Origin of the sequence: Bradyrhizobium sp. B117 (assembly GCF_038969555.1) — a bacterium.
Lineage (GTDB): Bacteria > Pseudomonadota > Alphaproteobacteria > Rhizobiales > Xanthobacteraceae > Bradyrhizobium.
This window is the reverse complement of sequence record NZ_CP152414.1, coordinates 9,136,621-9,157,436: the sequence shown is the minus strand read 5'-3', so window position 1 is coordinate 9,157,436 and position 20,816 is coordinate 9,136,621. Positions and strand designations below refer to the sequence as shown.

The 20,816-nt window shown below is 64.4% G+C and carries 17 protein-coding genes; 10 read left to right on the top strand and 7 right to left on the bottom strand.

The features are described from left to right. The first annotated feature begins 23 nt into the window (after nucleotides 1-23). A complete protein-coding gene (locus AAFG16_RS43535; protein WP_342735174.1) occupies nucleotides 24-617 on the top strand; it encodes a GNAT family N-acetyltransferase in 594 nt (197 codons plus the stop codon). A 254-nt stretch (nucleotides 618-871) separates the two neighbouring features. Here AAFG16_RS43535 and AAFG16_RS43530 read toward each other — a convergent pair whose 3' ends face one another. Together AAFG16_RS43530 and AAFG16_RS43525 are read right to left on the bottom strand one after the other, a co-directional pair. Continuing rightward, nucleotides 872-1,294, bottom strand: a complete 423-nt coding sequence (locus AAFG16_RS43530; protein ID WP_342735172.1) for a DUF6636 domain-containing protein — start codon at nucleotides 1,292-1,294, stop codon at nucleotides 872-874. Nucleotides 1,295-1,307: 13 nt separating this feature from the next. Further along, complete coding sequence (locus tag AAFG16_RS43525; RefSeq protein ID WP_342735170.1) at nucleotides 1,308-2,291, bottom strand: threonine/serine dehydratase; 984 nt, start codon at nucleotides 2,289-2,291, stop codon at nucleotides 1,308-1,310. Nucleotides 2,292-2,318: 27 nt separating this feature from the next. Between AAFG16_RS43525 and AAFG16_RS43520 the strand changes: the two genes are divergently transcribed. Both AAFG16_RS43520 and AAFG16_RS43515 read left to right on the top strand, forming a co-directional pair. Beyond that, nucleotides 2,319-2,621, top strand: a complete 303-nt coding sequence (locus AAFG16_RS43520) for a winged helix-turn-helix domain-containing protein (protein ID WP_027561229.1) — start codon at nucleotides 2,319-2,321, stop codon at nucleotides 2,619-2,621. 152 nt (nucleotides 2,622-2,773) lie between these two features. Then, nucleotides 2,774-3,403 (top strand): glutathione S-transferase family protein, encoded by a 630-nt coding sequence (locus AAFG16_RS43515; protein ID WP_342735167.1) that lies wholly within the window; start codon nucleotides 2,774-2,776, stop codon nucleotides 3,401-3,403. A 407-nt stretch (nucleotides 3,404-3,810) separates the two neighbouring features. On the opposite strand, the gene metH is transcribed toward AAFG16_RS43515, so the two are convergent. Next, the gene (gene metH / locus AAFG16_RS43510) at nucleotides 3,811-7,656 is read right to left on the bottom strand and encodes a methionine synthase (RefSeq protein ID WP_342735165.1); all 3,846 of its coding nucleotides are present in this window, start codon (nucleotides 7,654-7,656) and stop codon (nucleotides 3,811-3,813) included. Nucleotides 7,657-7,662: 6 nt separating this feature from the next. After that, nucleotides 7,663-8,583 carry a methylenetetrahydrofolate reductase [NAD(P)H] gene (metF, locus tag AAFG16_RS43505; RefSeq protein ID WP_342735163.1) on the bottom strand — a complete coding sequence of 307 codons (921 nt, stop codon included), beginning with the start codon at nucleotides 8,581-8,583 and terminating at the stop codon, nucleotides 7,663-7,665. 386 nt (nucleotides 8,584-8,969) lie between these two features. Here metF and AAFG16_RS43500 point away from each other — a divergent pair, with 386 nt between their 5' ends. Further along, nucleotides 8,970-9,983, top strand: coding sequence for an LLM class flavin-dependent oxidoreductase (locus AAFG16_RS43500; protein ID WP_342735162.1), 1,014 nt, complete (start codon nucleotides 8,970-8,972; stop codon nucleotides 9,981-9,983). A 123-nt stretch (nucleotides 9,984-10,106) separates the two neighbouring features. On the opposite strand, the gene AAFG16_RS43495 is transcribed toward AAFG16_RS43500, so the two are convergent. After that, a complete protein-coding gene (locus AAFG16_RS43495; RefSeq protein WP_342735161.1) occupies nucleotides 10,107-10,964 on the bottom strand; it encodes a prephenate dehydratase in 858 nt (285 codons plus the stop codon). A 37-nt stretch (nucleotides 10,965-11,001) separates the two neighbouring features. Continuing rightward, the gene (locus AAFG16_RS43490; protein ID WP_342735160.1) at nucleotides 11,002-11,742 is read right to left on the bottom strand and encodes a 3-deoxy-manno-octulosonate cytidylyltransferase; all 741 of its coding nucleotides are present in this window, start codon (nucleotides 11,740-11,742) and stop codon (nucleotides 11,002-11,004) included. Nucleotides 11,743-11,963: 221 nt separating this feature from the next. On the opposite strand from AAFG16_RS43490, the gene AAFG16_RS43485 reads away from it, so the two are divergent. The 6 genes from AAFG16_RS43485 (at nucleotide 11,964) to AAFG16_RS43460 (ending at nucleotide 20,465) form a co-directional block, all read left to right on the top strand. After that, entirely contained in the window at nucleotides 11,964-12,521 is a 558-nt protein-coding gene (locus AAFG16_RS43485) for a cytochrome c family protein (protein WP_283082306.1), read from the top strand. 212 nt (nucleotides 12,522-12,733) lie between these two features. Beyond that, entirely contained in the window at nucleotides 12,734-14,635 is a 1,902-nt protein-coding gene (locus tag AAFG16_RS43480) for an extracellular solute-binding protein (RefSeq protein WP_283082305.1), read from the top strand. A gap of 14 nt (nucleotides 14,636-14,649) precedes the next feature. Continuing rightward, nucleotides 14,650-16,533, top strand: coding sequence for an extracellular solute-binding protein (locus AAFG16_RS43475; RefSeq protein WP_342735157.1), 1,884 nt, complete (start codon nucleotides 14,650-14,652; stop codon nucleotides 16,531-16,533). Nucleotides 16,534-16,535: 2 nt separating this feature from the next. Next, nucleotides 16,536-17,645: a microcin C ABC transporter permease YejB gene (locus AAFG16_RS43470; protein ID WP_283082303.1), complete on the top strand. Its 1,110-nt coding sequence runs from the start codon at nucleotides 16,536-16,538 to the stop codon at nucleotides 17,643-17,645. After that, the gene (locus AAFG16_RS43465; protein ID WP_283082302.1) at nucleotides 17,645-18,823 is read left to right on the top strand and encodes an ABC transporter permease; all 1,179 of its coding nucleotides are present in this window, start codon (nucleotides 17,645-17,647) and stop codon (nucleotides 18,821-18,823) included. Before AAFG16_RS43470 ends, AAFG16_RS43465 begins: the two co-directional genes overlap by 1 nt. A 4-nt stretch (nucleotides 18,824-18,827) precedes the next feature. Then, a complete protein-coding gene (locus AAFG16_RS43460; protein ID WP_342735155.1) occupies nucleotides 18,828-20,465 on the top strand; it encodes an ABC transporter ATP-binding protein in 1,638 nt (545 codons plus the stop codon). 113 nt (nucleotides 20,466-20,578) lie between these two features. On the opposite strand, the gene AAFG16_RS43455 is transcribed toward AAFG16_RS43460, so the two are convergent. Further along, the gene (locus AAFG16_RS43455) at nucleotides 20,579-20,809 is read right to left on the bottom strand and encodes a hypothetical protein (protein ID WP_342735154.1); all 231 of its coding nucleotides are present in this window, start codon (nucleotides 20,807-20,809) and stop codon (nucleotides 20,579-20,581) included. Nucleotides 20,810-20,816: the final 7 nt, after the last annotated feature.

Below are 20,816 nucleotides of genomic sequence, written 5' to 3'. Positions count from 1 at the left end.
CCGGGCTACATGGTTGTGAGAAAATGATCCTCCCTGATGGTTACTCCGACGTCCTCGCCGGGAAAACCGCGGCGGTCGTCACCCATCTGGAGATGACCGCACCTCCCGCACGCCGCGATGATCCGCCAGGCAGCTGGACCCTGCGCAAGGTCGATCAGCCCGCGCTTGATTGGTACCGCGATCTCTACCGCCGCGTCGGCCAGGAATGGCTGTGGTTCTCGCGGCTGCGCATGAGCGACGCCGAGCTCGCCGCGGTTATCCGCGCGCCGGGCGTCGAGGTCTACGCGGTCGTCGTAGACGGCCGCGACGAAGGCCTGCTGGAGCTGGACTTCCGCGAGCCCGGCCAGTGCGAGCTGGTCTATTTCGGCGTCACTTCAGCGTTGATCGGAACCGGCGCCGCCCGCTTCCTGATGAACCGCGCGCTGGAGATCGCGTGGTCGCGCGACCTCCACCGCGTCTGGGTGCACACCTGCACCTTCGATCATCTCTCCGCCGTCGCGTTCTACCAGCGCTCCGGCTTCCGGCCCTTCCGCCGCCAGATCGAGGTGGCCGACGATCCGCGGCTCGACGGCATGGCGCCGCGCGATGCCGCGAAGCATGTGCCGATCATCGAATAGGGCGCGGCTGCCTCCTCACCGTCATTGCGAGGAGCCCTTGCGACGAAGCAATCCAGGCTGCCTCCTCCGAAAGATCCTGGATTGCTTCGCTGCGCTCGCAATGACGGAGTGCGGGCGCCGGTATCGATTCTCTGCCACCACACGCTCCGCGGTTGCGTGGGGGATGACGGTTGAGCTTGCGGCAGGACCGTAGCCCGGATGAGCGCAGCGATATCCGGGAAACCTTCTCCCGGATGTCACTTCTCTCTGCGACCTCAAAACACCTTCTGCTCAGCCCGCGCCAGCGAAAACCCGTGCTGCATGGCGTTGAAGCACGTCACTCCCGTCTGCTCCGACCGGCAGGTGAAGCCCGCGCGCTGCCACACCTCGCCATAGGCGAGCACCGGCAGCGAGGCGTCCATCACGCTGTCGCCGGCGCAGATGCGGCTGGCGCTGCCCTTGGTGCTCATCTCGAAGGCGTGGCCCCAGTCGAGCTCGCAATCGGAGGGAGGGCGCGGCAGCGTGTCGGTCACCATGATGTCGCAGCGAAGTACACCCTGGCCGTTATCGGCAAAGACCTGGCAGACGATGTTTCGCGACGGCGTCAGGAAGCCGATGGGACGCTCCTGCGCCTGGGCGCGGCCAAGCGGCAATCCAAGCAGGATCGACATCAGGAAAACGGTGCCCGGCCTGATCATGCAATCTCCGCAACTAGCTGTCGAAATTCACCGCCGTCGTGTTGGCGCCGCAGACCAGCACCGCGATGCGCTCGCCGGCCGCGGGAAGATAGCGGCCGGACAGCAGCGCGGCAAATGCGGCCGCGCCGCCGGGCTCGGTGACGAGGCGCAAGCGCGACCACAGCGCGGCCTGGGCCTGCCGGATCGCGTCGTCGCTGACGAGGACGACACGCTCGACATGGGATCGCGCGATCGGAAACATCAATGCGCCGACGCGCCGCGGCGCGAGGCTGTCGGCGGCGATGCCGCCGGCCGGCGCATCGACCGGCGCGCCGGCCGCGAAGGCGGCATGCAGGGTTGGCGACTGCTCCGGCTCGACCGCCACGATGCGCGTGCGGCCGGCGCACCACGCCGCGATGCCGCCGATCAGCCCGCCGCCACCGACGGCCACCAGCAGCGTGTCGATGCCGGGCGCATCCTGCTCCAGCTCCAGGGCGACGCTGCCCTGGCCGAGCAGGGTTTCGGCCTGGTCGTAGGCATGGACCGCAAGCCCGCCGGTCTGCGCGACATGCGCTTCGCTGGCGGCAAGCGCATCGGCGTAGCGATTGCCGGCGATCACGAGCTTGGCGCCATAGCCGCCGATGCGCTCGGCCTTGGCCGGTGAGGTGATGTCGGGCACGAAGATCGTGGCGGGAATGCCGAGCTGCTGCGCCGCATAGGCGACGGCCGCGCCGTGATTGCCCCCGGATGCCGCGACGACGCCGGCCGCCGGCACCTGCCGCAGCAGCAGATTGGCGAAGGCGCCCCGCGCCTTGAACGATCCGGAATGCTGCAGCATCTCGAGCTTGAACGTGACGGGCGCCGCCGGCAGGCCGAAATCGGCGAGGTCGGCCTGAATGAGCGGCGTGCGCCTGATATGCGGACGGATGACCGCCTCGGTCGCCGCGATCCGCTCCCGATTGATGTCCATTGTCGCTGTCATGATGGCAGCCTTCATACCGCATCGGAGAGTTGACATCAATTAGGTAATTAGCAAAATGGCTAAATGAAATTCGCAGTCGCCTTGCGCGCGCTGGCCAATGAGCGCCGCCTGCAGATCCTGGATTGGCTGCGGGATCCGCGAAAGCATTTCCGCGAGCAGGCCGATGGCGACCTGGTCGAGGACGGCGTCTGCGGATTGCTGATCGCCGAAAAGCTCGGCGTCAGCGCGCCGACCTTGAGCGAGCACATGCGGGTGCTGACGGCGGCAAAGCTGGTGCGTGCCAAGCGGATCAAGCAGTGGACGATGTACAAGCGCGACGAGACCGCGATCGCCGCCATCAAGCGCGAGATCCGGGACGGTCTTTGAGCGCGCCGCGCGTGAGCTGCACGGGACGCAGTCGAGCGCGCCGTTGCATCCGGCTCAATGCTCCATGTTCAATATCTTCCTTGCGCCGCAGCGCTCCTCTCGCGGATACTGATCGGCCCTGCCGTGCCCATTGAACGAGAAGAGCGCGAACCATGTTCCTGATCGGCCAATATGATTCCCCCTTCGTCCGCCGCGTCGCCATTGCACTGAAGCTTTACGGGCTCGCCTTCGAGCACAAGCCGTGGTCGACCTTCGGCGATGCCGACAAGATCGCGCCGTACAACCCGCTGCGCCGCGTGCCGACCCTGGTGCTCGACGACGGCGAGGCGCTGATCGAGAGCACTGTCATCCTCGACTATCTCGACGAGCTCGTCGGCGAGGCGAAGGCGATGCTGCCGCGCGGCGGCGCCGATCGGCGCAGGCATTTGCGCATCTGCGCGCTCGCCTCAGGCCTCGGCGACAAGGCGGTGAGCCTGCTCTACGAGCGCGTGCTGCGGAAGGAGCAGCTCGCGTTGTGGGTCGAGCGTTGCCAGGCGCAGATCTCCGACGTGCTCGGTGTGCTCGAGGCCAAGCGCGCCAAGGTGACGACGCCGTACTGGCTGGGCGATCGCATCGGCCACGCAGACGTGGCGGTGGCCTGCGTCACCCGCTTCACCCGCGAGGCCCATCCGCAACTGTTCGATGCGGCGCGCTATCCGGCGCTGTCTGCTCATTCCGATCGCTGCGAGGCACTGCCGCCTTTCCAAGAGATCGTGCAGCCGCTCGCCCCGCCGAAGGGGTGAGGCTCCCACCCTCCCCTGGAGGGTAAGGCTATCGCATATATGTGCGCGTGGGCACTGAAGCTTCCACGGCGTCATGGCCGGGCTTGTCCCGGCCATCCACGCGTTTCCCCCGCGACACAAAGAACGTGGATGCCCGGGACAAGCCCGGCATGACGACCTCGTGTAAATCGCAATATGCGATAGCCCTCCAGGGGAGGATGGGGACCGTGCGTGTGGGCGAGAGATGAGGGACACTCGCATCTGCCGCAGTACGACACCGACGCGGCTGGCGATGATGGAATATTACAGGTGTTTTGCCCGACGGTGCAAGCTGTTTTCGGTAAGACCGAAATTGCGTAGCCCTTTCAACCCCATCGCTACTGTGCATGGGGTTGTTTTTCATTTTCATGTTTTGGGGCGGGGCGCGCCTATCCCGCGCCCACCCGCTTCTTCTGCCAGACCAGATGCACCGCGCAAGTGCAGCCGGGCGGATGCGAGGCGAGATCCTTTGACGTCTCGTCGTTCGCAGGCGTCGCAGCGAAGGCCTTGTCCTGTTGCGACGGGATGTAGTTCAGCACCGGCGCGAGCCAGCGCTCAGTCTCCGCCACCGTCATGCCCTTGCGCGCGGCATAGTCCTCGACCTGGTCGCGCTCGATCTTGCCGACGCCGAAGTAATAGCTCTCGGGGTTCGCGAAATAGAGCCCTGATACGGATGAGCCCGGCCACATCGCAAAGCTCTCGGTCAGCTTCACGCCGGCGGTGGCTTCCGCATCGAGCAGCTCGAACAGCGTCGCCTTCTCGGTGTGATCGGGCTGCGCGGGATAGCCGGGCGCGGGGCGGATGCCCTGATACTTCTCGAGGATCAGCTCCTCGTTGGAGAGCGCCTCGTCTGGCGCGTAAGCCCAGAACTCGCGGCGCACGCGGGCATGCATGCGCTCGGCGAAAGCCTCTGCAAGGCGGTCGGCCAGCGCCTTGCACAGGATCGAGGAGTAGTCGTCGTTCGCCATCTTGAAGCGATCGGCAACCGCGTCCTCGCCGATGCCGGCGGTGACGACGAAGCCGCCGACATAGTCGGGCACCCCCGCAGGCGCGATGAAGTCCGAGAGGGCAGCGTTGAAGCGGCCTTCGCGCTTCTCCAGCTGCTGGCGCAGCGTGTGCAGCGTCGCGATCCTCTTGATGCGGCTCTCGTCGGCATAGAGCACGATGTCGTCGCCTTGCGCATTCGCCGGCCAGAAGCCGACCGTCGCGCGGGCCCGGAACCATTTTTCCCTAACGATGGTGTCGAGCATCTTGCGCGCGTCGTCATAGAGCGAGCGCGCGACCTCGCCGACCTTGTCGTCCTTGAGGATCGCGGGGAAGCGTCCCGCGAGCTCCCAGGTCTGGAAGAACGGCGTCCAGTCGATATAGGGCACGAGCTCGGCGAGATCGTATTCGTCGAAGCTGCGGGTGCCGAGGAAGGTCGGCTTCACCGGCTTGTTCGCGGCGAAGTCGACCGGCACGCGGTTGGCGCGGGCGTCTGCCAGCTTCAGGCGCTTCTTGTCGGCCTGCGCGCGCAGATGCGCGTCCGAGATCTTGGCGTATTCGGCGCGGACCTCGGCAGCATAGGCTTCGCGCTTCTCCGGCGAGAGCAGCGAGGAGGCGACGCCGACGGCGCGGCTGGCGTCGTTGACATGCACGACGGGGCCGGCGCGATAGCTCGGGTCGATCTTCACCGCCGTGTGCACGCGGCTCGTGGTGGCGCCGCCGATCAGGAGCGGCAGCTTGAGGCCTTCGCGCTGCAACTCGCCGGCGAAGAACGCCATCTCGTCGAGCGAGGGCGTGATCAGGCCTGAGAGACCGACGATGTCGGCCTTCTCCGCCTTCACGGTCTCGACAATCTTGGCGGCCGGCACCATCACGCCGAGGTCGATGACCTCGAAATTGTTGCACTGGAGCACGATGCCGACGATGTTCTTGCCGATGTCGTGGACGTCGCCCTTCACGGTCGCAAGCACGATCTTGCCGGCGGAAGAAGAACCCTCGGTGCCGATCCCGTTGGCGAGGTTGCGCGCCTTCTCCTCCTCCATGAACGGCATGAGGTAGGCAACGGCCTGCTTCATGACGCGGGCGGACTTCACCACCTGCGGCAAAAACATCTTGCCGTCGCCGAAGAGGTCGCCGACCACGTTCATGCCGGCCATCAGCGGTCCCTCGATCACGTCGAGCGGACGCGACGAGCTCTTGCGAGCTTCTTCGGTGTCCTGTTCGATGAACTCGGTGATGCCATGCACCAGCGAATGCGACAGACGCTTCTCCACCGGCCATTCGCGCCAGGCGAGGTCGGCTTCCTTGCTCTCGGTCTTCTTGCCGCGGAATTTTTCTGCGAGCGCGAGCAGGCGCTCGGACGCGCCGGGATCGCGGTTGAGGACGACGTCCTCGCAGGTCTGGCGCAATTCAGGATCGATGTCGTCATAGACGATCATCTGCCCGGCATTGACGATGCCCATGTCCATGCCGGCCTTGATGGCGTGATACAGGAACACCGAGTGCATGGCCTCGCGCACCGGTTCGTTGCCGCGGAACGAGAACGACAAATTGGAGACGCCGCCCGAGATGTGCGCGCCCGGCAGGTTCTGGCGGATCCAGCGCGTCGCCTCGATGAAGTCGACGCCGTAATTGTTGTGCTCCTCGATGCCGGTCGCGATCGCGAAGATGTTGGGATCGAAGATAATGTCTTCCGGCGGGAAGCCGACCTTGTTCACCAGGATGTCGTAGGCGCGCTTGCAGATCTCGGTCTTGCGCGCGAACGTGTCGGCCTGGCCGACCTCGTCGAACGCCATGACGACGACAGCCGCGCCGTGACGGCGGGCGATCTTCGCTTCGTGGATGAACTTCTCCTCGCCTTCCTTCATCGAGATCGAGTTGACGACCGGCTTGCCCTGCACGCATTTCAGGCCGGCCTCGATCACCGAGAATTTCGAGGAATCGACCATCACGGGGACGCGGGCGATGTCGGGCTCGGCGGCGACGAGGTTGAGGAAGGTCACCATCGCCGCTTCGGAGTCGAGCAGGCCTTCGTCCATGTTGACGTCGATGATCTGCGCGCCGTTCTCGACCTGGTCGCGCGCGACCTGCAGCGCGGCGGTGTAGTCGCCGGCGGTGATCAGCTTGCGGAAGCGGGCGGAGCCCGTGACGTTGGTGCGCTCGCCGACGTTCACGAACGGGATCGCGTCGGTCAGCACGAACGGTTCGAGGCCGGAAAGCCGCAGCTTTGGTGCGATCTCCGGCACGATGCGCGGCTTGTGCGGGGCGACCGCGGCGGCGATCGCCGCGATATGGTCCGGCGTGGTGCCGCAGCAGCCGCCGACGATGTTGACGAGGCCGTCGCGGGCGAATTCGCCGACCAGGCGCGCCATGTACTCCGGCGTCTCGTCATACTGGCCGAACTCGTTGGGCAAGCCGGCGTTCGGGTAAGCACATACGAGCGTGTCGGCGACGCGCCCGATATCGGCGATGTGCGCGCGCAGATCTTCGGCGCCGAGCGCGCAGTTGAAGCCGATGGTGACGGGTTTTGCGTGCCGCACCGAATTCCAGAACGCCTCCGGCATCTGGCCCGACAGCAGGCGGCCGGATTTGTCGGTGATGGTGCCCGACACCATCACCGGCATGTCGATGCCGAGCTCTTCGGTGATCTCGGCAATGGCATAGAGCGCCGCCTTGGCGTTGAGCGTGTCGAAGATGGTCTCGACCAGCAGGAGGTCGACGCCGCCGTCGACCAGGCCGCGGATCTGCTCGCCATAGGATTTGCGCAAATCGTCGAAGGTGACGGCGCGGTAGCCGGGATTGGCGACGTCGGGCGAGATCGAGGCGGTGCGGTTGGTCGGACCGATGGCACCGGCAACGAAGCGCGGCTTGCCGTCCTCGGCAGCGACGCGGCGGGCGGCATTGCCGGCGAGCCGTGCGCCTTCGCGCGCCATCTCGTAGACGATGTCGGTGAGATCGTAATCGGCCTGCGCGATCGAGGTCGTCGAGAACGTGTTGGTGGCGACGATGTCGGCGCCCGCGCGCAGGTACGCGGCGTGAATGTCCTCGATCGCCTGCGGCTGGGTCAGGATCAAGAGATCGTTGTTGCCGCGCAGGTCGCGATGGAAATTCTTGAAGCGCTCGCCGCGGAAGGCGGCCTCGTCGAGCTGCAGGTTCTGGATCATCGTGCCCATGGCGCCGTCGAGCACGAGGATGCGCTCGCGCGCGGCGTTGAGCAGGGCAGTTCGCTTGGCGGAAACGGGCACGGTCATTTTCTCTTACGCAGCCTTCTGGGCGCTCTTGGCGCGAATGCCGAGCAAATGGCTGATCGCGAACACGAGATCGGCGCGGTTCATGGTGTAGAAATGGAAGGTGTCGACGCCGTGCTTGGCGAGCTTCTGCACCTGGCCGGCGGCGACGGTCGCCGCGACCAGCTTGCGAGTCTCGGCGTCGTCATCGAGGCCTTCGAACTTCGCGGCGAACCAATCCGGCACGGTGGTGCCGGCGCGGGTGACGAAATTACGGGCCTGCTTGAAATTGTGCATGGGCATGATGCCCGGCACGATCGGGATATTGATGCCGCGGGCGCGGACCCGGTCGAGATAGCGGAAGTAGAGGTCGTTATCGAAGAACACCTGGGTGATCGCGCGCGTCGCCCCGGCGTCGACCTTGGCCTGAAGCGTGTCGATGTCGGCGTCGAAGTCGCGCGCCTCGGGATGCTTCTCGGGATAGGCCGACACGGACACTTCGATGTCCGCGTGCCGCTTCTTGATCCCCGCGACGAGCTCGGCCGAGCTCTGATAGCCGTCGGGATGGCTGGAATAGGGCGTGCCGATGCCACCGGCGGGGTCGCCGCGGAGGGCGACGATGTGGCGGACGCCGACCTCGTGATAGCGGTCGACGATCTCGTCGATCTCGCCGCGCGAGGCGCCGACGCAGGTCAGATGCGCCGCCGGCAGCAGCGCGGTTTCCTTGAGGATGCGCGAGATGGTCGAATGCGTCCGCTCACGGGTCGAGCCGCCGGCGCCATAGGTTACCGAGACGAATTTCGGATCGAGCGGGGCCAGCCGATTGATTGTCTCCCAGAGATTCCGCTCCATATCTTCCGTCTTGGGCGGAAAGAACTCGAACGAGATCGCAGGCCGCTTCAGGTGCCCATCTTGCCCGTCGTTGCGGGCAGGAATCGTCAGGTCGGTCATGGCACCACTCACTCCAGATTTTGGCGGCCGGCGGTCAGGTCTAGATTGCGAGAGGCTAAGATAAGCCAAAGCGGTTGGGCTCGACAGCCCATCGGACGTGGGAAGTGGCCCACTTTGCCGCGAATCATGAGATTTGTTGCGATTGTGAGCGATCGAGTGGGAAACGGGAAAGATAGGTAATTGACATATATATCAGTGTATTAAGCGAATGAACGTGGCTGCTGCAGCTATTTTGTCGTGTGGGCAATGTGTATCCTTTATTGCGGATGGAAAATTCGTCCCAACTCCCATGACTCCGCCCGCCGCCGGCGCTCGTGGCCGGCACACGCCAGACCTGCGCAGTCTGCCCATTGCTGCCGCGCCGGCCTCCATTACGTTACCGCGCCATGATCCCGCTTTCAGTCCTCGACCTCTCGGTCGTCACCACAGGCACAAAACCCGCCGCGGCGTTGCGTAACAGCATCGACCTGGCGCGCCATGTCGATGGGCTCGGCTATGTCCGCTATTGGCTCGCCGAGCATCACAACCTCGCTTCGGTCGCGAGCCCCGCGCCCGACGTGATGATCGGGCAGATTGCGGCGGTGACGAAGCACATCCGCGTCGGCTCCGGCGGCGTGATGCTGCCCAACCACGCGCCGCTGGTGGTGGCTGAGCGCTTCAAGATGCTGGAGGCGCTGTTTCCCGGCCGCATTGATCTTGGCCTTGGCCGCGCGCCCGGCACCGACGGTGCCACGGCCTATGCGCTGCGCAGCCGGCTCGACCGCCGCGAGGGCGACGATTTCCTGGAGCGGCTGCACGAGCTGATTTTGTGGGAGACACGCGAATTCCCGTCGGGACATCCTTACAACAACGTCGTCGCGATGCCCGACGATACGCGGCTGCCGCCGATCTGGCTGCTCGGCTCCAGCGACTATTCCTCGGAGCTCGCCGCCCAGGTCGGCATGGGCTTCGCCTTCGCCCATCATTTCGCGTCCCATGATGCGATCGACGCGATGGTGCACTATCGCAACCACTTCCAGCCCTCGGCCTGGAGCGCCAGCCCGCACGCGATCCTCGCGGTCGCAATCGTCACGGCGGATACCGATGAAGAGGCCGAGAAGCTCGCCACCTCGTTCGATCTCAACCGTCTGCGCCGCGATCGCGGTCAATATCTGCCGCTGCCGAGCGTCGAGGAAGCGCTGGCTTATCCCTATACGGATTCCGAGCGCGTCTCGATTGCCCGCAACCGCTCGCGCCTGTTCGTCGGTAGTCCCGGGACCGTGCAGAAGAAGCTCCAGCCGCTGATCGATGCCAGCAAGCCGGACGAGCTGATGGTGATCACGGCCGTGTACGATCACGAGGCGCGGAAGAAGTCGTATTCGCTGCTGGCGGAGGCGTTTGGGCTTCGCGCTGCAGCGTAAATCTCTCGTGCCCCGGACGCAGCGCAGCGCGCAGTGATGCGCTGCAGAGCCGGGGCCCATCGAAGTCCTGTGAATTGCAGCCCCTGGGTCCCGGCTCGCGCTTCGCGCGTCCGGGACACGAGACTAATCCTGTGCCTCGCTGAACGTCGCGCGGAACGGGTGGCCGGGATAGACGCCGACGATGCGGAATTCTCGCGAGAAGAACTTCAGCTCCTCGATCGCAAAGGCAAGGCCCTTGTCTTCAGGATGACCGTCGACGTCGGCATAAAACTGCGTGGCGAAGAAATTGCCGTCGACCATGTAGCTCTCGAGCTTGGTCATGTTGACGCCGTTGGTGGCAAAGCCGCCGAGCGCCTTGTAGAGTGCGGCCGGCAAATTGCGCACCCGGAAGACGAAAGTCGTGACCAGCGGGCCCGAACTTTGGACCGCCCATTTCGGCTCGCGCGCCAGCACGACGAAGCGCGTGGTGTTGTGGGCCTCGTCCTCGATGTCCTCGGCAAGGATGTCGAGGCCATAGATCTTGGCGGCGAGGCGCGAGGCGATCGCGGCGACGGTCTTGTCGTTGCGCTCGGAGATGTCGCGGGCGCTGCCGGCGGTGTCGGCATGCACGATCGGCTTGATGCCGAGCTTGCGGATGATGCGCCGGCACTGGCCGAGCGCATGCACATGGCTCTCGACGCTCTTGATGTCGTCGAGCCTGGTCCCCTTCACCGCCATCAGCTGGTGGCGGACGGGGAGAAACCATTCGCCGATGATGAAAAGGCCGGAGGCCGGCAGCAGATGGTGGATGTCGGCGACGCGGCCGGCGACCGAGTTCTCGATCGGGATCATGCCGAGATCTGCCTCGCCCGAGGAGATCGCCGACAGCGCGTCCTCGAAGGTGGCGCAGGGCATCGGCTCGGCGTCGGGATAGGCCTCGACGATGGCGATGTGGGAATTGGCTCCGGGCTCGCCCTGGAATGCGATCTTCATCTTGCTCATGTCTTGAAGTGCTCCTGGTCGGCCTTGTAGCAGCGGCTCAGGATTTGGAAAGGATGCCGCGCGCGGTTTCGAGATCGGGCGGCGTATCCACCCCGCGAGGCACGGTGTCGACGATCATGATGTCGATGCGCATGCCGGCTTCCACCGCCCGGAGCTGCTCCAGGCTCTCCTGTTTTTCGAGCGGTGAGGGCGGCAGCGACACGAACCGCTCCAGCGCGGCGCGGCGATAGGCATAGAGGCCGATGTGGTGGTATCGCGGTCCGTTGCCGTAGGGGGCGGTGGCGCGGGTGAAATAAAGTGCCCGCATCCGCCGCGGTCCGATCGGCGAGCCGATCGCCTTCACGACGCTCGGAGCGAGGTCTTCTTCCTCGGTGTGGATCTGGGAAGCCAGTGTCACGATGTCGACCGCGGGGTCGTCAAAAGGCGGCAGCACCTCGCGGATGGTCTGCGGAGTGATGGTCGGGAAATCGCCCTGGAGATTGATCACGATCTCGGCCTTGCCGTCCGGATCGAGCTTCTGCATGGCCTCGTGGATGCGGTCGGAGCCGGAGGGGTGTGTAGAGCGGGTCATCACGGCCTCGCCGCCATGGGCCGTCACCACCGAGGCGATCTCGTCCGTGTCGGTTGCGACCGCGACCCGGCCGATTGCAGCGGCCTCGGCGCGGCGCAGCACATGCACGATCATCGGCAGGCCCGCGATGTCGGCGAGCGGCTTGCCGGGCAGGCGGGTGGCGGCCATGCGGGCTGGGATCAGCACCAAAATGCGGGGATCGATCATCGGTCAAGGGCCTGGAAACGGGGCGTTTTCCGCGCCGAGAAATGGGGTGGGGACGGGTTCGAAGCCGGGTCGCTTATACGGGTTGCCAGACCCCGGGCAAACCGATATCTCAATGGCAAAACTCGGGGAAACAACAAGGAACGTTTTGATTCTCCCGAGGCTCGTCCTGGCGGCCCGCTTGGGCCGCTGTTTCCTTCTTGCGGTGTGGGGCCTGGCCGGAAATGGACTCTTTCGAACTCAACAAGATTCTCGGTGCCGTGCTCGGCACCTGTCTCATCCTGCTGGTGACGAGCTTCACCGCCCAGGCGCTGTTCTCGCCCAAGATGCCGGAAAAGCCGGGCTTCGAGATCGCGGTCAAGGAAGATGCCGGCCACGGTGGCAAGGAAGGTGGCGCGGCCGCCGCATCGTCCGAACCGATCGAAAAGCTGCTCCAGACCGCTTCCGTCGAGAAGGGCGCTGCCGCCGCCAAGAAGTGCGGCGCCTGCCACACCTTCGAGAAGGGCGGCCCGAATCGCGTCGGTCCGAACCTCTATGGCGTCGTCGGTGAAGCCAGGGGCGAGGGCCGCAACGGCTTCAACTTCTCGGCCGCCATGAAGGCCAAGGGCGGCACCTGGACGTTCGACGACCTCAACAAGTTCATTGCCAGTCCGAAGGGTTTCATCCCGGGCACGGCGATGGGCTTCGCCGGTATCCCCAAGGATTCCGAGCGCGCCGACGTCATTGCCTATCTGAATTCGCTGTCAGAGCATCCGCAGCCGATCCCGACGGCGTCGAAGTAAGGGCGTCAAAAACCTCTTCTGGAACATGCGGCCAGGCTGAAAAGCCTGGCCGTTTCCTTATCCGGGCCTCGCGATTGCGTTATCGGGGCGTTTGGCCGCATCCGAGAGGCCGTCCGGCCTTCCAACATGAGGAAAAAGCAACATATTCCGTCGAAACCTCGCCTATATTGGGACCTTAAAGGAGTAGCCTCCTTCAAGACAGGACTATTGATTTGGCCATTACCCGACGCGATCTCCTGCTCACCGGCGCCGCTGCTGCCGCGCTTCCCGTTCTCGGCTCCGTTGCCGGCATTCCCGTCGTCGGCGCCGCCGAGGCGCAATCGGCGAGTGAGTTACCCTGGCGCCATGCGCTGTCGCTGTTCGGAAAGGTCAAGTATCCCGCAGACTTCAAACGTTTCGACTACGTCAATCCGGAAGCACCCAAAGGCGGCGTCGCGCGCCAGATTGCCGTCGGTACATTCGACAATTTCAACATCGTCGTCTCCGGTGTGAAGGGGCAGGTCGCCGGGGCCGTCGCGTTCATCTATGAATCGCTTCTGACGCCCGCGCTCGACGAGGTCTCGACCGAATACGGCGCGCTGGCTGAAGCCGTGAGCCACCCCGACGATTTCTCCTTCGTGACCTACCGGCTGCGGCCGGAGGCCAAATGGCACGATGGCAAGCCGGTCACCGCGGATGACGTGATCTTCTCGCTCGATTCCTTCAAGAAGCATCATCCGATGTATTCGGCCTATTACAGCCATGTGGTGAAGGCCGAAAAGGTCGGCGAGCGCGAAGTGAAATTCGTGTTCGACGCGCCGGGCAACCGCGAGCTGCCGCAGATCGTCGGGCAGCTCACGGTGTTGCCGAAGCATTGGTGGGAGGGCACCGACGCGCAAGGCCGCAAGCGCGACGTCTCCGCGACCACGCTGGAAGTGCCGCTCGGCTCCGGCCCCTACAAGATCAAGGAATTCGTTGCCGGTCGCTCGATCGCGCTGGAGCGCGTCAAGGATTATTGGGGGCGCGACTTTGCCGCCAATGTCGGCCGAAACAATTTCGATGAGCTGCGCTACGAGTATTTCCGCGACGCCACCGTGGCGATCGAGGCGTTCAAGGCCGATCAGGTGGATTGGCGCACCGAGAACAGCGCAAAGAGTTGGGCGACCGCCTATGATTTCCCGGCCGTCGCCGAAAAGCGCGTGATCCTCGAGGAATTTGCCAATCGCAGCTCGGGCGTCATGCAGGCTTTCGTGCCGAACCTGCGTCGCGCCAAGTTCAGCGATCCCCGCGTGCGTCGTGCGCTCAACTACGCGTTCGACTTCGAGGAGATGAACAAGCAGATCTTCTACGGTCAGTACAAGCGCATCACCAGCTATTTCGACGGCATCGACGAGCTCATGGCGACCGGCTTGCCGCAAGGAAAGGAGCTCGAGATTCTCGAGACCGTCCGCGCCGAGGTCCCGCCGGAAGTCTTCACGACGGCCTACACCAATCCCGTCGGGGGCAGTCCGGAAGCCGTGCGCGATAATCTGCGCGAGGCGCTGCGCCTGTTCAAGGAGGCCGGCTACGAGGTGCGCGACCGCAAGCTGGTCGACGTCAAGACCGGCGCCCAGTTCTCTCTGGAACTGTTGAACCAGGACCCGAGCTTCGAGCGCGTGACGCTGTTCTACAAGCCGTCGCTGGAGCGGCTCGGCATTGCCGTCAGCGTGCGGACGGTCGATCCGACCCAATACGAGAACAGGACGCGCGATTGGGATTTCGACGTCGTCACCAACTCGTGGGGCGAGTCGCAGTCGCCGGGCAACGAGCAGCGCGAGTTCTGGTCGTCCAAGACGGCCGACATCGCCGGGTCCCGCAACATCGCCGGCATCAAGAATCCGGCCGTGGACAAGCTGATCGAGCGGCTGATCTACGCCAGGGATCGCGACGATCTCGTCGCGGCAACCAAGGCGCTCGACCGCGTGCTGCTGTGGAATCACTACGTCGTGCCGCAATGGACCTACACGAAGATCCGCACCGCGCGGTGGGATCGCTTCGGCCGGCCCTCGGAATTGCCCCGATACGGCCAATCCGGCTTCCCGTTCATCTGGTGGTACGACGCGGACAAGGCGGCGCGGATCGCAAAGAAATCGTGAAGGACGTTTCCCGCATGAGGCAGATGTCACGCCGCCACGTGCTGGCCCTGGGTGTCGGCACCTTCGGTGCATCCCTGGGCGGACCGCTGTTGCGCGTCGCGGCGGCCTCCGAGATGCCCACTGAGGCCCATGGCATCTCCGCCTTCGGCGATCTCAAATATCCCGCCGACTTCCACCATTTCGACTATGTGAATCTGGACGCGCCGAAGGGCGGGACATTCTCGCTCATCCCCTCGGTGCGGTCGTACAACCAGTCCTACCAGACCTTCAACTCGCTCAACGCCTTCATCCTGAAGGGTGACGGCGCGCAAGGCATGGACATGACCTTCGCGCCGTTGATGGTGCGCGCCAACGACGAGCCGGACGCGATGTACGGGCTTGCCGCCAAATCCGTGCAGATATCGCCGGACAAGCTCACTTATCGCTTCACGATGCGGCCGGAGGCGAAATTCCACGATGGCACCAGGCTCACCGCGCACGATGCAGCGTTTTCGTTGACGGCGCTGAAGACCAAGGGACATCCGCTGATCACCGTGCAGATGCGCGACATGGTCAGCGCGGAAGCTCTCGACGATGCGACGCTCGTCGTCACCTTTGCCAAGGGACGCGCGCGCGACGTGCCGCTCTATGTCGCGGGCCTGCCGATCTTCTCGAAGGCGTATTACGCCACACGAGCCTTCGATGAATCGACGCTGGACACGCCGCTCGGCTCGGGCCCGTACAAGGTCGGCCGCTTCGAGGTCAATCGCTACATCGAATACGAGCGGGTCAAGGACTGGTGGGCGGCTGATCTGCCGGTTTGCCGCGGCAGCTACAATTTCGATGTCGTGCGCTACGAATTTTACCGCGATCGCGATGTCGCCTTCGAGGGTTTCACCGGCAAGAGCTACCTCTATCGCGAGGAGTTCACCTCACGCATCTGGGCGACGCGCTATGACTTCCCGGCGGCGAAGGATGGTCGCGTCAAGATGGAGGTCGTGCCCGACGATACACCGTCCGGCGCGCAGGGCTGGTTCATCAACACGCGGCGCGACAAGTTCAAAGACCCGCGCGTGCGCGAGGCTCTGATCAATGCGTTCGACTTCGAGTGGACCAACAAGACCATCATGTACGGGGCCTATGCCCGCACTGTGTCGCCGTTCCAGAATTCGGATCTCATGGCCAGCGATGGTCCGCCTTCGCCGGAAGAGCTGAAACTGCTGGAGCCGTTCCGCGGCAAGGTCCCCGACGACGTCTTCGCAGCGCCATTCACGCCGCCGGTCACGGACGGCTCCGGGCAGGACCGCAGCCTGCTGCGCAAGGCGCAGCAATTGCTGAACGAGGCCGGCGTGCCGATCAAGGACGGCAAGCGGGTGCTGCCGAACGGCGAGCCGTTCAAGATCGAGTTCCTGCTGGACGAACCCTCGTTCCAGCCGCACCATGCGCCCTACATCAAGAATCTCGCGACGCTCGGCATCGAGGCCAGTGTGCGTCTCGTCGATGCGGTGCAATTCAAGGCGCGGCAAGAAGATTTCGATTTCGATATGTCGATCCAGCGCTTCAGCATGTCGGCGACGCCCGGCGATGCCATGCGCGCGTTCTTCTCCTCACAGGTCGCGAACACCAGGGGATCATACAATCTCGCGGGCGTTGCCAGCCCGGCGATCGACGCCATGGTCGAGAAGATCATGGCCGCCGACAGCCGCGAGGAGTTGACCATCGCCTGCCGCGCCTTCGACCGCCTGTTCCGGGCGGGCCGCTATTGGGTGCCGCAATGGTACAACAAGACGCACCGCCTGGCCTATTGGGACCAGTTCGCTCATCCGCAGAAGCTGCCGCGTTACGCCAACGGCGTCGGTGCCCCCGACATCTGGTGGCATGACGGCGGCAAGGCGGCCAAGCTCGATCAGGCGAAATAGTCATGAGCGCTTATATCGCCCGCCGCATCCTCTTGATGATCCCGACCCTGCTCGGGATCCTCTTTGTCTCCTTCGTCGTCGTGCAGTTCGCGCCGGGCGGCCCGGTCGAGCGCGTCATCGCACAGCTCTCCGGTGCCGACACCGGCGGCACCTCGCGCATTTCGGGCGGGGGCGATTTTGCGCAGCGTGCGCCGGGACAACTCGGCGCGGGCGGCGATGCCATCAACTCGAAATATCGCGGCGCGCAGGGCCTCGATCCTGATTTCATCAAGAAGCTGGAGGTGCAGTTCGGTTTCGACAAGCCGGCGCCGGAACGCTTTGCGCTGATGGTGTGGAATTTCGCCCGCTTCGATTTCGGCAAGAGCTATTTCCGCGACGTCAGCGTGCTTCAGCTCATCAAGGAGAAGCTGCCGGTCTCGATCTCGCTTGGCCTCTGGCTGACGCTTCTGACCTATCTGATCTCGATCCCGCTCGGCATTCGCAAGGCCGTGAACGACGGCGCGCGGTTCGACACCTGGACGTCGACCGTGCTCGTGCTCGGCTATGCCATTCCCGGCTTCCTGTTCGCGATCCTCCTGATCATCCTGTTCGCCGGCGGCTCGTTCTTCAACTGGTTCCCGCTGCGCGGGTTGACGTCGGACGGCTGGTCGCAGTTTCCCTGGTACTGGAAGATCATCGATTATTTCTGGCATCTGACGCTGCCGCTGATCGCCATGGGGCTGGGCGCGTTCACCACCATGACGTTCCTGACCAAGAACTCGTTCCTGGACGAGATCCGCAAGCAATACGTCATGACCGCGCGCGCCAAGGGTTGCAGCGAGAACCGGGTGCTTTACGGCCACGTCTTCCGCAACGCCATGCTGATCGTGATCGCGGGCTTTCCCGGAACCTTCATCCACGCCTTCTTTTCGGGCTCGCTTCTGATCGAGACCATCTTCTCCCTGGACGGGCTCGGGCTACTCAGCTTCGAGAGCGTGCTCAACCGCGACTATCCCGTGGTGTTCGGTACGCTCTACATCTTTTCGCTGGTCGGACTTGTGATCAACCTGATCTCCGACCTGACCTATATGTGGATCGACCCCCGGATCGATTTCGAGGCGCGGGAGGTCTGATGACAATCACCGCACCGACGCCGATCGAGACCACGACCCAGTCTCCCCTGGGAGAAGTCGTTCCGATCACGGGCAAGCCGTTCGCGCCTTCGCCGCTCAACCGGCGGCGATGGCAGAACTTCAAGGCCAACCGGCGCGGCTACTGGTCGTTCTGGATATTCATTGCCCTGTTCGTGATCTCGCTGTTCGCCGAGCTGATCGCCAACGATCGGCCCTTCCTGATCAAGTTCGACGGCCGTCTGTATTGGCCTGCCTTCGTGACCTATTCGGAAACCACTTTCGGCGGTGATTTCGAGACGGCCGCCGACTACCGCGACCCCTATTTGCAGAAGCTCATCAAGGACAAGGGCGGCGTCATCGTCTGGCCGCTGATCCGCTATTCCTACGACACCCACAATCTCGATCTGCCGACCCCGGCGCCGTCGCCGCCGACCTGGATGCTGACGGAAGCGCAGTGCAAGCCGGTGGTCGAGAAGAAGGGGCTGAAGAGCTGCCGCGATCTCGAATACAACTGGCTCGGCACCGACGATCAGGGCCGTGACGTGGTGGCGCGATTGATCTACGGCTTCCGCATCTCCGTGCTGTTCGGCCTTTGCCTCACCATCGTCTCATCCGTCGTCGGTATTGCCGCAGGCGCGGTGCAGGGCTATTTCGGCGGCTGGGTCGACCTCATCTTCCAGCGCTTCATCGAGATATGGACGGCGATACCGTCGCTCTATCTTCTCCTGATATTGTCCTCGGTCCTCGTGCCTGGCTTCTTCGTGCTGCTCGGCATCCTGCTGCTGTTCTCCTGGGTCTCGCTGGTCGGTCTGGTGCGGGCCGAATTCCTGCGCGGGCGCAACTTCGAGTACATCCAGGCGGCGCGGGCGCTCGGCGTCTCCAACCCGGTCATCATGTTCCGTCACCTGCTGCCGAACGCGATGGTCGCGACCATGACGTTCTTGCCATTCATCGTCTCCTCGTCGGTGATGACGCTGACGGCGCTCGATTTCCTGGGCTTCGGTCTGCCGCCGGGATCGCCTTCGCTGGGCGAATTGCTCTCGCAGGCCAAGGCCAACGTGCAGGCGCCGTGGCTCGGATTTTCCGGCTTCTTCTCGGTCGCGATCATGCTGTCGCTCCTGATCTTCATCGGCGAAGCCGTGCGCGACGCCTTCGATCCGCGCAAGACGTTCAGGTAAGGCCATGGACGCGATCAACCAGCCCCTGCTCAGCGTGCGCGACCTCTCGGTGGCCTTCCATCAGGGCGGCGCCACAACGCTCGCGGTCGACAAGGTCTCATTCCAGATCAAGCGCGGCGAATGCGTCGCGCTGGTCGGCGAATCCGGCTCCGGCAAGTCCGTCAGCGCTCTCTCGATCCTGAAGCTGCTGCCTTATCCGAACGCCTCGCATCCCTCCGGCAGCATCCGCTTCAAGGGGCAGGAGCTGATCGACCAGAGCGAGCAGCAGATGCGGGAGATCCGCGGCAGCGACATCTCCATCATCTTCCAGGAGCCGATGACCTCGCTCAATCCGCTGCACACGATCGAGGCGCAGATCGGCGAGATCATCCAGCTGCACAATCCGACCAGCAATGCCGAGGCCCGCAGGCGGACGCTGGAGCTGCTGACGCAGGTCGGCATTCCCGAGCCCGAGACGCGGCTGAACAGCTATCCGCACCAGCTCTCCGGCGGCCAGCGCCAGCGCGTGATGATCGCGATGGCGCTCGCCAACGAGCCGGACCTGTTGATCGCGGACGAGCCGACCACGGCGCTCGACGTCACCGTGCAGGCGCAGATCCTGGCGCTGCTCGCCGAGATCCGCGCGCGGCTCGGCATGAGCCTGCTGTTCATCACCCACGATCTCGGCATCGTGCGCCGCATCGCCGACACCGTCTGCGTCATGAAGGGCGGCGTGATCGTCGAGCAAGGGCCGGTCGAGCAGGTCTTCAAGACCCCGAAGCATCCCTATACCCGCGACCTGCTCGCGGCCGAGCCGAAGCCTGACCCGGCGCCACCGCAGCCGGCTGCGCCGGTGGTGATGTCCGCCGACGATCTCAAGGTCTGGTTTCCGATCAAGCGCGGCCTGATGCGCAAGACGGTCGGCCACATCAAGGCGGTCGACGGCGTCAGCGTTGCCGTGCGCAAGGGCGAGACGCTCGGCGTCGTCGGCGAATCCGGCTCCGGCAAGACCACGCTCGGGCTTGCGCTGCTGCGGCTGATCTCCTCGAACGGCCGTATCGTCTTCCTCGGCAAGGACATCCAGGGCCTGCGCTTCAAGGAGATGCGCCCGTTCCGCCGCGACATGCAGATCGTGTTCCAGGATCCGTTCGGCTCGCTCAGCCCGCGCATGTCGGTCGCAGACATCATCGCCGAAGGCCTCTCCGTGCATCAGCCAAAGCTGTCGCGCGAGGAACGCGAGGCGCGCGTCGTCAAGGCGCTGGAGGATGTCGGACTGAAGCCGGAGACGCGCTACCGCTATCCCCATGAATTCTCCGGCGGCCAGCGCCAGCGCATCAGCATCGCGCGCGCGGTGGTGCTGGAGCCGGATTTCGTCGTGCTCGACGAGCCCACCAGCGCGCTCGACATGCTGATCCAGGCGCAGATGGTCGATCTGTTGCGCGAGCTTCAGCGCAGGCGCGAACTCACCTACATGTTCATCTCGCACGACCTGCGTGTCGTCGCCTCGCTCGCCAGCCACCTCATCGTGATGCGTGGCGGCAAGGTGGTCGAGGAAGGCCAAGCCGCCGAGCTGTTCAAGAACCCGAAGACCGATTACACGCGCGCGCTGTTTGCGGCGGCGTTCCGGCTGGAGACGGCGGGGAACGGGTCAGTGGCGACCTGATCCAGTCATCCCGCGGTGCGCGATAACGCATCCGCGGGGCACGCGATAGCGCGGCCCCCGGGGACGCTCCTGCTTATGGCCAAAGCGGACTGCGCCTACCAGATCGCGTCGATCTATGCGGCGCGTTCCCTGTCTGATTGTTCCTCGGCCGTGCTCGCTCTTTCTTCCAGGCCCTTTTCGTAATTGCCCGCGAGCCGTTCGATACTGTCGGCCCACATCCTCAGCATTGAGACCTGAAAGTGGATCATCGGCTTCAAGGCATGCATGCCGATTGCTGTCGCTGCGGCGATGCGTCGTTGCGGGTCGTGCGCGAAGCGGTTTTCAGTAGCGGTCTTGTCGGCCATGCTGTTC

Bases quoted from the DNA above. Each gene is read 5' to 3' on its own strand.
- AAFG16_RS43535 (WP_342735174.1), top strand. From the start codon at position 24: ATGATCCTCCCTGATGGTTACTCCGACGTCCTCGCCGGGAAAACCGCG.
- AAFG16_RS43530 (WP_342735172.1), bottom strand. From the start codon at position 1,294: ATGATCAGGCCGGGCACCGTTTTCCTGATGTCGATCCTGCTTGGATTG.
- AAFG16_RS43525 (WP_342735170.1), bottom strand. From the start codon at position 2,291: ATGTCAACTCTCCGATGCGGTATGAAGGCTGCCATCATGACAGCGACA.
- AAFG16_RS43520 (WP_027561229.1), top strand. From the start codon at position 2,319: ATGAAATTCGCAGTCGCCTTGCGCGCGCTGGCCAATGAGCGCCGCCTG.
- AAFG16_RS43515 (WP_342735167.1), top strand. From the start codon at position 2,774: ATGTTCCTGATCGGCCAATATGATTCCCCCTTCGTCCGCCGCGTCGCC.
- metH (WP_342735165.1), bottom strand. From the start codon at position 7,656: ATGACCGTGCCCGTTTCCGCCAAGCGAACTGCCCTGCTCAACGCCGCG.
- metF (WP_342735163.1), bottom strand. From the start codon at position 8,583: ATGACCGACCTGACGATTCCTGCCCGCAACGACGGGCAAGATGGGCAC.
- AAFG16_RS43500 (WP_342735162.1), top strand. From the start codon at position 8,970: ATGATCCCGCTTTCAGTCCTCGACCTCTCGGTCGTCACCACAGGCACA.
- AAFG16_RS43495 (WP_342735161.1), bottom strand. From the start codon at position 10,964: ATGAGCAAGATGAAGATCGCATTCCAGGGCGAGCCCGGAGCCAATTCC.
- AAFG16_RS43490 (WP_342735160.1), bottom strand. From the start codon at position 11,742: ATGATCGATCCCCGCATTTTGGTGCTGATCCCAGCCCGCATGGCCGCC.
- AAFG16_RS43485 (WP_283082306.1), top strand. From the start codon at position 11,964: ATGGACTCTTTCGAACTCAACAAGATTCTCGGTGCCGTGCTCGGCACC.
- AAFG16_RS43475 (WP_342735157.1), top strand. From the start codon at position 14,650: ATGAGGCAGATGTCACGCCGCCACGTGCTGGCCCTGGGTGTCGGCACC.
- AAFG16_RS43470 (WP_283082303.1), top strand. From the start codon at position 16,536: ATGAGCGCTTATATCGCCCGCCGCATCCTCTTGATGATCCCGACCCTG.
- AAFG16_RS43465 (WP_283082302.1), top strand. From the start codon at position 17,645: ATGACAATCACCGCACCGACGCCGATCGAGACCACGACCCAGTCTCCC.
- AAFG16_RS43460 (WP_342735155.1), top strand. From the start codon at position 18,828: ATGGACGCGATCAACCAGCCCCTGCTCAGCGTGCGCGACCTCTCGGTG.
- AAFG16_RS43455 (WP_342735154.1), bottom strand. From the start codon at position 20,809: ATGGCCGACAAGACCGCTACTGAAAACCGCTTCGCGCACGACCCGCAA.